This is a genomic window from Pseudomonas sp. SA233, from assembly GCF_054792385.1.
In genome coordinates this window covers 1,157,288-1,170,409 of sequence record NZ_CP096449.1, presented here as the reverse complement: position 1 = coordinate 1,170,409, position 13,122 = coordinate 1,157,288, and the positions used below count along the sequence as shown (strand labels likewise).

Annotated in this window: 10 protein-coding genes; 5 read left to right on the top strand and 5 right to left on the bottom strand. The window is 64.0% G+C overall.

The window, feature by feature from the left end; genetic code table 11:
• The first annotated feature begins 159 nt into the window (after positions 1-159).
• Positions 160-2,220 carry a PhoX family protein gene (locus M1D87_RS05410; RefSeq protein ID WP_123083883.1) on the top strand — a complete coding sequence of 687 codons (2,061 nt, stop codon included), beginning with the start codon at positions 160-162 and terminating at the stop codon, positions 2,218-2,220.
• Between the two features lie 139 nt (positions 2,221-2,359).
• Here M1D87_RS05410 and gspK read toward each other — a convergent pair whose 3' ends face one another.
• Positions 2,360-3,325: a type II secretion system minor pseudopilin GspK gene (gene gspK / locus M1D87_RS05405; RefSeq protein WP_123083882.1), complete on the bottom strand. Its 966-nt coding sequence runs from the start codon at positions 3,323-3,325 to the stop codon at positions 2,360-2,362.
• A gap of 145 nt (positions 3,326-3,470) precedes the next feature.
• Here gspK and tatA point away from each other — a divergent pair, with 145 nt between their 5' ends.
• From tatA to tatC, 3 genes are read left to right on the top strand one after another with little or no spacing between them, the layout of a single operon-like run.
• The gene (tatA, locus tag M1D87_RS05400) at positions 3,471-3,704 is read left to right on the top strand and encodes a twin-arginine translocase TatA/TatE family subunit (protein WP_123083881.1); all 234 of its coding nucleotides are present in this window, start codon (positions 3,471-3,473) and stop codon (positions 3,702-3,704) included.
• Complete coding sequence (gene tatB, locus M1D87_RS05395; RefSeq protein WP_039612772.1) at positions 3,704-4,009, top strand: Sec-independent protein translocase protein TatB; 306 nt, start codon at positions 3,704-3,706, stop codon at positions 4,007-4,009. Before tatA ends, tatB begins: the two co-directional genes overlap by 1 nt.
• Positions 4,006-4,767, top strand: a complete 762-nt coding sequence (gene tatC / locus M1D87_RS05390; RefSeq protein ID WP_421091593.1) for a twin-arginine translocase subunit TatC — start codon at positions 4,006-4,008, stop codon at positions 4,765-4,767. The genes tatB and tatC overlap by 4 nt, the downstream gene beginning before the upstream one ends.
• A gap of 102 nt (positions 4,768-4,869) precedes the next feature.
• Here the strand turns inward: tatC and M1D87_RS05385 are convergent, their stop codons facing one another.
• A complete protein-coding gene (locus tag M1D87_RS05385; RefSeq protein WP_015269114.1) occupies positions 4,870-5,181 on the bottom strand; it encodes a YqfO family protein in 312 nt (103 codons plus the stop codon).
• 3 nt (positions 5,182-5,184) lie between these two features.
• Positions 5,185-9,084, bottom strand: coding sequence for a phosphoribosylformylglycinamidine synthase (gene purL / locus M1D87_RS05380; RefSeq protein ID WP_123083879.1), 3,900 nt, complete (start codon positions 9,082-9,084; stop codon positions 5,185-5,187).
• Positions 9,085-9,577: 493 nt separating this feature from the next.
• Here purL and mltF point away from each other — a divergent pair, with 493 nt between their 5' ends.
• Positions 9,578-11,035, top strand: a complete 1,458-nt coding sequence (gene mltF, locus M1D87_RS05375; protein WP_015269112.1) for a membrane-bound lytic murein transglycosylase MltF — start codon at positions 9,578-9,580, stop codon at positions 11,033-11,035.
• 110 nt (positions 11,036-11,145) lie between these two features.
• Here mltF and tadA read toward each other — a convergent pair whose 3' ends face one another.
• Positions 11,146-11,625 (bottom strand): tRNA adenosine(34) deaminase TadA, encoded by a 480-nt coding sequence (tadA, locus tag M1D87_RS05370; RefSeq protein ID WP_013971157.1) that lies wholly within the window; start codon positions 11,623-11,625, stop codon positions 11,146-11,148.
• On the bottom strand, positions 11,625-13,007 hold the full coding sequence (locus M1D87_RS05365) for a multicopper oxidase family protein (protein ID WP_123083878.1): 1,383 nt from the start codon (positions 13,005-13,007) through the stop codon (positions 11,625-11,627). Before M1D87_RS05365 ends, tadA begins: the two co-directional genes overlap by 1 nt.
• Positions 13,008-13,122: the final 115 nt, after the last annotated feature.

Genomic DNA, 13,122 nt, shown 5'->3' with positions numbered 1-13,122 from the left:
TTGATGGCAGAAATCCGACAGCCATTCCAAATTGATCTGTAGAGCACACTTCTAAGAGCGAGTTGTTTTAAAACCCCTTTAACATTTCTGCCAATGAATCATCATATTTGCGCACTAAAGTCGCGGTTCCTCCAACTCAGCCAACATAAGGACACCCTGATGAGTCGAGATACCGGCGACAACCTGGACCGGAACCAAAGCGGCAACCTGCCGATGGCCAGCGTCATGGACGCCTACCTGAGCCGCCGCAGCGTGATGCGTGGCAGCCTGGGCGCCGCCATCGCCATGATTGCCGGTACCGGCCTGACAGGCTGCTTCGACGGCGGGGGTTCCGATCACGATGATCCGGTCACCGAGCCACCCGTGACTGAGCCGGAAGTGCCGAAACTGGCACTGGGCTTCCAGTCCATTCCGGGCTCGCGCACCGACGGCTGCGTGGTAGCCGCCGGCTACAGCGCCTACGTGCTGGCGCCCTGGGGCACGCCGATCAACAGCAATGGCAACCCGTGGAAATCCGACGGCAGCAACACCTCGACCGACCAGGCCAACGCCATGGGCATGCACCATGACGGCATGCACTTCTTCCCCATCAACGGCAGCTCCGAAGACGGCCTGCTGGCGATCAACTTCGAGTACATCGACACCGCCGCCCTGCACCCGGCCGGCCCGACCACCGATGTGAACGGCAAGCGCCCGGTCGAGGAAGTGCGCAAGGAAATCAACGCCCACGGTGCCGGCGTGGTGCGCCTGCAGAAAATCGGCGGCCGCTGGCAGGTGGTCGACAACGACCCGCTCAACCGCCGCTTCACTACTGCCTCGCGCATGGAAATCAGCGGCCCTCTGCGGGGTACCGACCACGTCAAGACCAAGTACTCCACCGCCGGCACCCACTGCCGCGGCACCAACAACAACTGCGGCAACGGCTACACCCCATGGGGCACCTACCTGACCTGTGAAGAAAACTGGCCAGGCATCTTCGTCAACAAGGGCACCCGCCCCGAAGACCAGCGCCGTATTGGCGTGGGCACCTCCAGCGGCCAGTACAAGTGGGAAACCGCAGCCGGTGACAGCAGCGAAGTGGATGACGAATTCGCCCGTTTCGACGTCACCGTCAAAGGCGCCAGCGCCACCGACGACTACCGCAACGAAGCCAGCACCTACGGCTACATCGTCGAAATCGACCCGTACAACAGCAACACCCTGGCCACCAAGCGCACGGCGCTGGGCCGCTTCCGCCACGAAGGCTGCGCCCCAGGCCTGCCCGTCGCCGGCAAGCCGCTGGTTTGGTACATGGGTGACGACTCGAACAACGAGTACCTGTACAAGTGGGTGTCCACCGCGGTGTGGGACGCCGCCGACGCCAACCCGGCCGACCGCCTGGCCACCGGCGCCAAGTACCTTGACCAGGGCAAGCTGTACGTGGCCCGCTTCAATGCCGACGGCACTGGCGTTTGGCTGCTGCTGGACGTGGGCACTGCGACCACTGGCGGCAGCACCTTGGGTGCACTGTATGGCGACCTGCCGGGCATCATCCTAAACACCCGTGGTGCTGGCGATGCCGTGGGCGCAACGCCGATGGACCGCCCGGAATGGACCACGGTCAACCCGCTGAACGGCGACGTGTACCTGACCCTGACCAACAACAGCGCGCGCACCCCGGAAAAGGTCGATGCAGCCAACCCGCGCGGCCCGAACCGTCACGGCCACATCATCCGCTGGCACGACAGCGACGACCAGCTGAGCTTCACCTGGGACATCTTCGTGTTCGGCGCCAACGCTGCCGGCACCGCCGACATCAACCGCTCCGGCCTGACCGAACTGAACCAGTTCGCCAGCCCGGACGGCATGAGTTTCGATAGCCGTGGCGTGCTGTGGTTCGAGACCGACAACGGCGAGAGCACCGTGACGGACTACACCAACGACCAGCTGCTGGCTGTGATCCCCACCAACCTGGTGGATGCCAGCGGCAAGCAGGTGCCGGTGAACGCGCAGAACCAGGTGGACCTGCGCCGCTTCTTCGTCGGGCCGAATGGCTGCGAAGTGACCGGGATTACCTTTACCCCGGACAACAAGACGCTGTTCGTCAACATCCAGCACCCGGATAACTGGCCGTATACCGACAAGGCCACCGATGCCACCCCGGCAGGTGCCACGGTAAGGCCGCGGGCTGCGACCGTGGTGATCCAGCGTATCGATGGCGGGGAGATCGGCACCGCCTGACAGGGCGCCGGTCAGTCAGCCTTGTGCTGGCTGTACCGGCCTCTTCGCGGGTAAACCCGCTCCCACAGGGACCGCACAGTTTTTGAACACTTTGCAGTACCTGTGGGAGCGGGTTTACTTGCGAAGAGGCCGGTGAATATTACCGAACAATCGGCTCCCGGCTACGCACCCGCACCTGCTGCGCAGGCACCCGCGCATGCCATTGCACCACCCCCAGCGCCTCCACCTGGAACTCGCTGCGTATCACCCGCCCCTCCTCCGCGAACGACAGCTGCAACAGGAAATACCCGCTGTTCAGCAGCAGCCCTTCGCTCAACCGTTCGAAGGTTTCGTCATCCACCGCCCCGAGGGCCTGGCGTAGCGCAGTTGCATCCACATAACCCGACGCCGGCCGGCCACTGACGATGCGGCTGAGCAACGAGCGCGGATAACGCCCTTCATACAGCGCTTCCAGCAACGGCAGATGTTCCAGCCCCAGGGCATTGGCATTCAGCCGCCAGCCGGTGGTCTGAGGCAAGGCGCACAGCATCGGGTAACGGCTTTGGCGGCTGGCGTCCGGCTCCAGTAGCAGGTTCAGCTCGCTGGTATCGAGCATCGGCTGGTTGGCTGCCAGGCGTGGTGGTTGCTGGCGCATGTACTGGGCGCTCTCGGCGCCCTGCAGGCGGGCATCGCTGTCGGCATCCAGCCAGTCGGCCAGGGCATCGACCAGGCGCTCGGCAGCCATGTCGTCGCCCAGCAGGTAGCGCAACTGGCGCGCAGCCCGCTCGCCGTCAGCACCGAGCAACGCATTGACATTGAAACAGGTGTGCTGGTCGCGCACCCGCAACTGCGCCTGGCCGGAGCCAAAATCGTAGTTCAACGGCTGCCCGCGCAAGGCCTGCCAGAACAGCGGGCTAAGCCGCCAGCCGGGGTCACGCAGGGCCTGCTCGGCATAGGCCAGGCCGGCCTGCTCCATCGCTCGCGCCTGCACCCGCTGGTGCAAGAGGCGCACATCATCGACCTGGCGCCGGCCATCTTCCACCAGCCAGGCCATGCCCGCCGCCAGCATCGCCAGCACCACCATCACCATCAGCAGGGCCGCGCCCTGCTGTTGCCTGCCACCCATCCTTGCCTGCCTCTGTCGCCGAATAAAGACGCCAGTCAACACGCCCGGTGTTGCAGGTAGATGGCAGTGACCGTTCGTCATGTGTACGTCATCTGCGCGCGGCAGGATTGTCTTTCCTTTTCATGACCTTACAGGAGTGGTCGCAATGGGTGGCATTGGAATCTGGCAACTGGTGATCGTACTGCTGATCGTATTCCTGCTGTTTGGTACCAAGCGCCTCAAGGGCCTGGGTAGCGATGTGGGCGAGGCGATCCAGGGTTTTCGCAAGTCCATGGGCGGTGACACTGACGCCACTCCCCCAGCGCAAACGCAGGTGCAGCAACAGTGCCCGCTGACCGGTCAGGGTACGCAGCAACCGCAAGCGGACCGTCAGCCCTGATGTTCGAGGTAGGCTTCAGCGAGTTGCTGTTGGTCGGCATCGTCGCACTGTTGGTGCTGGGCCCGGAGCGCCTGCCGGTAGCGGCACGCACCCTCGGGCGCGGCCTGGGCCAGGCGCGCAGGGCCATGCACGCCTTGCGCAGGCAGGTGGAGCGGGAGATCGAACTGCCCGCTGTCGAGCTACCCAATCTCGACAGTGCGCCTTTGCAGCGCCTGGAACAGGAGATCCGCCAAGGCATCAGCCTGAAGGCGGAACCGGCCAATGATGCGGCCACGGTCGCTGCCCCAAAGGAAAACCTTTCATGAGCATTGCCCTGGACCCGGCGGCGAGCATGCCGCTAACCGAACACCTGCGTGACCTGCGCAAACGCCTGGTGCGGTGCCTGGCGCTGGTGGCGCTGGTGTTCGCCGGCCTGTTCCCCTTCGCCCAGGCGCTGTACACGCTGATCTCCGAACCGCTGCGGCGCTTCTTGCCGGAAGGCGCGAGCATGATCGCCACCAGCGTCACTTCGCCGTTCCTGACGCCGTTCAAGCTGACTGCGATGTGCGCAGTGTTTATCGCCATGCCACTACTGCTGCACCAGGCCTGGGGCTTTCTGGCGCCGGGGCTGTACCGCCGTGAACGGTGCATTGCCCTGCCGTTGCTGATATCGAGCATCGTGCTGTTCTACGCCGGCATGGCCTTCGCCTTCTTCCTGCTGTTCCCGATGATGTTCGGCTTCTTTGCCAGCGTGACACCGGAGGGGGTGGCGATGATGACCGATATCAGCCAGTACCTGGACTTCATCCTTGCGCTGTTTCTGGCGTTCGGGCTGGCGTTCGAGATCCCGGTAGCGACGTTTATCGTGGTCTGGGCGGGGTTGGCCGATGTGGCTACATTGCGGCGCAGCAGGCCCTACGTGATCGTCGGCTGCTTCGTGGTGGGGATGATCCTGACGCCGCCGGATGTGTTTTCACAGACGATGCTGGCGGTGCCGATGTGGGTGCTGTTCGAGGTGGGGTTGCTGGCTTGTGGGTGGTTGAAGCGGCCTGGGCAGGGCAAGGAGATTGTGGCTGGATTGTAGGGCCCTATCGCCGGCAAGCCAGCTCCCACAGAGATATCACAGGTTCTGATGACTGCGATATTCCTGTGGGAGCTGGCTTGCCGGCGATGGCCTTGATGCGGTCTAGAACTCGGCGAGCCGCCAGACTTCGTAGGCTGGCGTCTCGTACGGGTGGCTCTGCTTGAGTGCAGCGACGACCTGGGCAATCAGGTCGTCAGCCACCACCAGCTCAACCTTCCACTCTTCCACCACCTCGACCTGGCCGGTTTGCCCGAGGAACGGCTGGCTGCCGTCCAGCGGGCGGAACTGGCCCTGGCCCAGCGTCTGCCAGGCGCAGTGGTCATAGTCACCGATGCGACCGCCACCAGCGGCGAACACAGCGGCCTTGACCACTTCGACGTGGCTGGCGGGGACGAAGAAGGCGAGCTTGTACACGCCTTAGTTCACCCACACCCGTGCGTTACGGAACATACGCATCAGCGCGGCATCTTCCTGCCACTCATCCGGGCGCCAGGAGTTCTGCACGGAACGGAACACACGCTCCGGGTGCGGCATCATGATGGTCACGCGGCCGTCGCGGCTGGTGAGGCCGGTGATACCACGCGGCGAGCCGTTCGGGTTGGCCGGGTAGGCTTCGGTGACCTTGCCGTGGTTGTCGACGTAGCGCAGGGCCACGCAACCGGACAGGTCGGCTGCCAGCAGTGCTTCTTCGCTGGCGAACTCGGCATGGCCTTCACCGTGGGCGATGGCGATCGGCATGCGCGAACCGGCCATACCCTGCAGGAAGATCGAGTTGGACTTCTGCACTTCGACCATGGCCACACGCGCCTCGAACTGCTCCGAGCGGTTGCGCACGAAGTGCGGCCAGTGCTCGGTGCCCGGGATCAGTTCGTGCAGGTTGGACATCATCTGGCAACCGTTGCACACGCCCAGGGCGAAGCTGTCGGTGCGCTCGAAGAAGGCCTGGAAGGCGTCACGGGCGCGGCTGTTGAACAGCGCCGACTTGGCCCAGCCTTCACCGGCACCCAGCACGTCACCGTAGGAGAAGCCACCGCAGGCGACCAGGCCCTTGAAGGCTTCGAAGTCGACACGGCCGGCGAGGATGTCGCTCATGTGCACGTCGATGGCGGCGAAGCCGGCGCGGTCGAAGGCGGCTGCCATCTCGACCTGGCCGTTGACGCCCTGCTCGCGCAGGATGGCCACTTGCGGACGCACGCCCTTCTTGATGTACGGCGCGGCGATGTCGTCGTTGACGTCGAAGCCCAGCTTGACCGACAGGCCCGGGTTGTCTTCCTCGAGCAGCAGGTCGAATTCCTGGTCGGCGCAGTCGGCGTTGTCGCGCAGGCGCTGGATCTGGTAGCTGGTCTCGGCCCACTGGCGCTGCAGCATGCGGCGGTCGTCGTCGAACAGCACTTCGCCGTTCAGGCTGATGGACACTTCACCGTTGTTGACCGGCTTGCCGATCACCGCGACGCAGCCTTCACCCAGGCCAGCGGCGCTGAACTGTGCAAGTACGTCCGGGGTGGCATCCTGGCGAACCTGGATGACCGCGCCCAGTTCTTCGTTGAAGAGGATGGCCGGCACGTCGCCTTTGCTGTCGGTCAGCGGGTCGAGGTGCAGGTCGAGGCCGCAGTGGCCGGCGAAGGCCATTTCCAGCACGGTGGTGACCAGGCCGCCGTCGGAACGGTCATGGTAGGCCAGCAGGTGACCATCTTCGTTCAGGCCCTGGATCACGGCGAAGAACGCTTTCAGGTCTTCGGCATCGTCGACGTCCGGTGCCTGGGCAGCGATCTTGCCGTAGGTCTGTGCCAGGATCGAAGCGCCCATGCGGTTCTTGCCGCGGCCCAGGTCGATCAGGATCAGGTCGGTCTCGCCCTTGTCCATGCGCAGTTGCGGGGTCAGGGTCTTGCGGATGTCGGTGACCGGGGCGAAGCCGGTGATAATCAGCGACATTGGCGAGGTAACGCTCTTCTCTACGCCCTCGTCGCTCCACTTGGTCTTCATCGACATCGAGTCTTTGCCGACTGGAATGGTAATGCCCAGCTCCGGGCACAGCTCCATGCCGACAGCCTTGACGGTGTCGTACAGGCGGGCGTCTTCACCTGGGTGGCCGGCGGCAGACATCCAGTTGGCCGACAGTTTGATGTCGGACAGCTTCTCGATGCGCGAGGCAGCCAGGTTGGTCAGTGTCTCGCCAATCGCCATGCGGCCGGACGCCGGGGCATCCAGCAGAGCCAGCGGGGTACGCTCGCCCATGGCCATGGCTTCACCGGTGTAGACGTCGAAGCTGGTGGCGGTGACGGCGCAGTCGGCCACCGGTACCTGCCACGGGCCGACCATCTGGTCACGAGCTACCAGGCCGGTGATGGTGCGGTCGCCGATGGTGATCAGGAAGCTCTTGCTGGCCACGGCCGGGTGGCTGAGGACGCGCTGAACGGCGTTGTCCAGGTCCAGCTTGCTCGGGTCGAAGTCATCGCCCAGCTCGGCTTCGCGGGTAACCGAACGGTGCATGCGTGGCGGCTTGCCCAGCAGTACGTCGAGCGGCATGTCTACCGGCGTGTTGCCGAAATGGCTGTCGCTTACGGTCAGGTGCTTCTCTTCAGTCGCTTCACCCACTACGGCAAACGGGCAACGCTCACGCTCGCAGATTGCCTTGAAGCGCTCGAAGTCGACGGCGCTGACGGCCAGCACGTAACGCTCCTGCGATTCGTTGCTCCAGATTTCGTGCGGGGCCATGCCCGGCTCGTCGTTGGGCACGTTGCGCAGTTCGAAGCGGCCACCACGGCCACCATCGTTGACCAGTTCTGGGAAGGCGTTGGAGATACCACCGGCGCCAACGTCGTGGATGAAGGCGATCGGGTTGTTGTCGCCCAGCTGCCAGCAGCGGTCGATGACCTCCTGGCAACGGCGCTCCATTTCCGGGTTTTCGCGCTGTACCGAAGCGAAGTCGAGGTCAGCCGAGCTGGCACCGGTCGCCACCGACGAAGCGGCGCCGCCACCCAGACCGATCAGCATGGCCGGGCCGCCGAGCACGATCAGCTTGGCGCCGACAGTGATCTCGCCCTTCTGCACGTGGTCTTCACGGATGTTGCCCATGCCACCGGCCAGCATGATCGGCTTGTGGTAGCCGCGCACTTCTTCACCGTGCGGGGTGTTGATGGCCTGCTCGAAGGTACGGAAGTAGCCGGTCAGGGCCGGGCGACCGAATTCGTTGTTGAACGCAGCGCCACCCAGTGGGCCTTCGATCATGATGTCGAGGGCGTCGACGATACGCTCAGGCTTGCCGTAGGCCTGCTCCCACGGCTGCTCGAAGCCCGGGATACGCAGGTTGGACACGGTGAAGCCGGTCAGGCCAGCCTTGGGCTTGGCGCCACGGCCGGTCGCGCCTTCGTCGCGGATTTCGCCGCCGGAGCCGGTGGAGGCGCCGGAGAACGGGGCGATGGCAGTCGGGTGGTTGTGCGTCTCGACCTTCATCAGGATGTGCACTGGCTCCTGCACCGCGCCGTACTGGCGGGTTTCAGGGTTCGGGAAGAAACGGCCGGCAACGTTGCCGACGATCACCGAGGCGTTGTCCTTGTACGCAGACAGCACGCCTTCGTTGTGCATCTGGTAGGTGTTCTTGATCATGCCGAACAGGCTCTTTTCCTGAGCCTGGCCGTCGATGTCCCAACTGGCGTTGAAGATCTTGTGGCGGCAGTGCTCGGAGTTGGCCTGGGCGAACATCATCAGTTCGATGTCGTTCGGGTTGCGCTTGAGGCCCTGGAAGGCGTTGACCAGGTAGTCGATCTCGTCTTCGGCCAGGGCCAGGCCCAGGTCGATATTGGCCTTGGCCAGGGCATCACGGCCACCGCCGAGGATGTCCACCGAGGTCATCGGCTTGGGCTGGGCATGGCTGAACAGGTCAGCGGCCTGCTCCAGCTGGCCGAGCACGCGCTGGGTCATGCGGTCGTGCAGCTCGGCGGCGATCAGTTCGGCGTCGGCTTCGCTCAGGTTGCCGGCAACGTAGTAGGCGATACCGCGCTCCAGGCGCTGGATCGACTGCAGGCCGCAGTTGTGAGCGATGTCGCTGGCCTTGCTGGCCCACGGCGAAATGGTGCCCAGGCGCGGCACGACCAGGAACAGGCGGCCGCTCGGCTCCTGTACCGGCACGCTCGGGCCGTACTTGAGCAGACGCCCCAGCACCTGCTGCTGGTCGGCGGTCAGCTCGCCGTCGACATCGGCGAAATGGGCAAATTCGGCATACAAACCAGTAACAGCGGGGACTTTCTGGCTCAGTTGCTCGAATAATTTACCGTGGCGAAAGGCAGAAAGGGCAGGAGCGCCGCGCAGGATCAACATCGTCGGGACAGCCTCAGGAAGGGGTGTGCTTAGAGGCCGTGCATTCTAGCCTAATTCGAAGGGTTTCGGCACCCGCTCTAAGCCACGGCTGCCGGGCGGCGGAACCGGACTTGCGGGTCAGAATTCAGGGGGCCTACCTTTAGAGATTTAGCGCCTGTGAAATCGAGCGCCGCCCGCGCGGCGCTTCGCAGCACAAGGCTGCTCCTACATCTGTTTCGGGCCAATTATTCCTGGGGGAGTGGCGCGCGGCCCCTTGGCGTCCACCTCGGCAGCGTGTCGGAAAATCAAGGCAGTCGCGCGCATTGGCGCAGGCGTTACTGGCCCGAAACAGATGTAGGAGCAGCCTTGTGCTGCGAAGCGCCGCGCGGGCGGCGCTCGATCTCCCAGGCGCTGAACCTCCAAAGGCAAGCCCCCAAAGCACAGAACCCGCTACCAGACAAGCTAACAGTTGTCGAGATATGGTTGGGCCAGTCCTTTGCGTATACTGCAACCTATGTTCGCCCACACTGCTTTGCGCCAGCGTTGCGCCAGATGGCTTTTCGCAACCGGACTCTTTCTGCTGCTCGGTGCCTGCGTTGAAAAACCCAGCACCCTCGAGCGCGTGAAGGAGGATGGCGTGCTGCGCGTGATCACCCGCAACAGCCCGGCCACCTACTTCCAGGACCGCAACGGCGAAACCGGCTTCGAATACGAGTTGGTCCAGCATTTCGCCGAAGATCTGGGCGTGAAGCTGCAGATCGAGACCGCCGACAACCTCGACGAGCTGTATGACAGCCTCGGCAAGCCCTCCGGCCCGGTGCTGGCAGCGGCCGGCCTGGTCACCAGCGAACGGCGCAAGGCCCAGGTCAGGTACTCCCACCCTTATCTGGAAGTGACCCCACAGGTCATCTACCGCAACGGTCGCACGCGCCCCACCAACGCCAAGGGCCTGGTCGGAAAGAAGATCATGGTGCTCAAGGGCAGCAGCCATGCCGACCAGCTGGCCGAGCTGAAAAAGCAGTACCCGGGCCTGGAATACGAGGAATCCGACGCCGTCGAGGTGGTCGACCTGCTGCGCATGGTCGATGAAGGCCAGATCGACCTGACCCTGGTCGACTCCAACGAGCTGGCGATGAACCAGGTGTACTTCCCCAACGTGCGGGTTGCCTTCGACCTGGGCGACACCCGCGACCAGCGCTGGGCGGTGGCGGCCGGTGAAGACAACAGCCTGCTCAACGAGGTCAACGAGTTCCTCGACAAGGCGCAGAAGAACGGCACCCTGCAACGCCTGAAGGACCGCTACTACGGCCATGTCGACGTACTGGGCTATGTGGGTGCCTATACTTTCGCCCAGCACCTGCAGCAGCGCCTGCCCAAGTACGAGAAGCACTTCAAGAGCTACGCCAAGGTCGAGCAGGTGGACTGGCGCCTGCTGGCCGCCATCGGCTACCAGGAATCGATGTGGCAGCCCGAGGTCACCTCCAAGACCGGCGTGCGCGGCCTGATGATGCTGACCCAGCGCACCGCCCAGGCCATGGGCGTGTCCAACCGCCTGGACCCAAAGCAGAGCATCCAGGGCGGCGCCAAGTACTTCATGAAGATCAAGGAAGAGCTCGACGACAGCATCCAGGAACCGGACCGCACCTGGTTCGCCCTGGCTGCCTACAACGTCGGCAGCGGCCACCTGGAGGACGCCCGCACCCTGGCCAAGCGCGAAAAGCTCAACCCGAACAAGTGGCTGGACGTGAAGAAGATGCTGCCGCGGCTGTCGCAGAAGCAGTGGTATCGCCAGACCAAATACGGCTACGCACGTGGCGGCGAGCCGGTGCATTTCGTGGCCAACATCCGTCGCTACTACGACATCCTCACCTGGGTGACCCAGCCGCAGCTCGAAGGCCAGGTGGCCGAGGGCAGCCTGCATGTGCCCGGGGTGAACAAGGACAAGCCGGCGGAGCAGTCGCCGCCGATGTAGGCCTGCACCGGCCTCTTCGCGGGCACGCCCGCTCCCACAGGAATATCAATCTCCTCAGGCCTGCGGTGTACCTGTAGGAGCGGGCGTGCCCGCGAAGGGGCCGGAACAGGTCAAGACTTGGCTCGGCGAGCCTTGAAGAAGTCACTGAGGATCTGCCCGCACTCCTCCGCCAGCACTCCGCCCTCCACCATCACCCGGTGGTTCAGGAAACCCTGCCCGAAGAACTGCCCCTGGCTCTGCACGATCCCCGCCTTGGGCTCCAGCGCACCGAATACCACCCGCATCACTCGCGAATGCACGATCAACCCCGCACACATGCTGCACGGTTCCAGGGTCACATACAGGGTACTGCCGGGTAGCCGGTAGTTACTGGCGGATTTCGCCGCCGCGCGAATGGCCACCATCTCGGCGTGCGCACTGGGGTCACTGTCGATGATCGGCCGGTTGAAGCCCTGCCCGATCACCTGCCCATGCTGCACCAGTACCGCGCCCACCGGCACCTCGCCCATGGCCGCACCTTCGGCGGCCAGGGCCAGGGCCAGACGCATGAATTCCTGATCGCGACTGCGATCGATGATCTGCGGGCGCATCAGACCACCGCGATCGCGGCCATCAGGCCGGTTTCCATGTGGTCGATGACGTGGCAGTGGAACATCCAGGTGCCCGGGTTATCCGCCACCAGCGCCACCTGGGCGCGCTCGTTCTTGCCCAGCAGGTAGGTATCGGTGAACCACGGCTCCTTGATGTCATGACGGTTGGAGCCGATCACCTTGAAGCTCATGCCGTGCAGGTGGATCGGGTGCTGGTACTGGGTCATGTTCTTCAGCTCGAAGATGTAGCTCTTGCCCTTCTGCAACGTGGCAATGGGGCGCTCGGCGCAGGTCTTGTCGGTGATGTCCCAGGCCTGGCCGTTGATCTGCCACATGCTCGACGGCTTATCCTGGTCCGTAGTGACCGAGACTTTCGCCGCCCACTCGAAATTGAAGTTGAGCTTTTCGGCATTCTCCAGGTCCGGCTCGGCGATCGGGTTGGGCGGTAGCGCCGGCGGCCAGTCACTTGGCGCGTCGTTGCTGGCAACCGAACGCAGGGTGCCCAGGCGCACGAAACCGTCGCGCAGTGAGATCTCCTCCCCCGCCTCAGGAATACGGATAGCGAGGCAGATACGCATGCCTGGGCCGAGCCAGTAGTCATCGTCCAATGGGCGCGGGGTTACCGGGTTGCCGTCCAGAGCATAGATTTTTGCCTCGCAGTTGCCCTTGAGGTTGATGCGGTAGGTCCATGTGTTGTCCAGGTTAAGCAGACGCACCCGCACAACCTGGCCGGCTGGCAACTCGGTGACCGAATCGGCCTGGCCATTGATGGTGATCAGGCGCCCGGCGGTGCCGTTGCGCGCCGCCTCACGCGGAATGCTGAAAGGCAGCCAGGCGCCCTGCTCGTCCACGTGCCAGTTCTTCAGGCTGAGCGTGCGTTCATGCTTGAACCCGGTCGGCTCGCGCTCCTCGACGATCAGCGGGCCGACCAGGCCACGGCCCAGCTCTTCGGAACTGCTGACATGCGGGTGGTACCAGTAGCTGCCGGCGTCTGGCACACGGAACTTGTAGTCGAAATACTCGCCCGGCTTGACTGGCAGTTGCGACACATAGGGCACACCGTCCATTTCCAGCGGCAGGCGGATACCGTGCCAGTGGATGGTGGTTTCGACCGGCAGGTGGTTGATGAAGCGCACCCGCAGCCAGTTACCCTGGCGTACGCGCAACTCGGTACCTGGTGCCGACGGGCCGAAGGCCCAGGCTTCGGTCTTGAAACCCGGTACCAGTTCCACATCCAGAGGCGCGGCAATAAGCTCGTAGTCGTGCCCTGCGTTCTCGTCCTCGACCTTGCCCAGCCAGTAGCGGGCCGCGCCTCCGGCGCCCAGGCCCACCACAACCAGGCCAGTGAGGCCTTTGAGCATTTGTCGACGAGTAAAGGACATCGGTGCGGGTACCTCATTCTGCGCAATCAGTCTGCCAGCAGGGGGCTGGCGATGAAGGGCGAATACGATACACCTGCATTTGCGAAAGATTAAGTGAAGTCTTGTCGCGCGACCG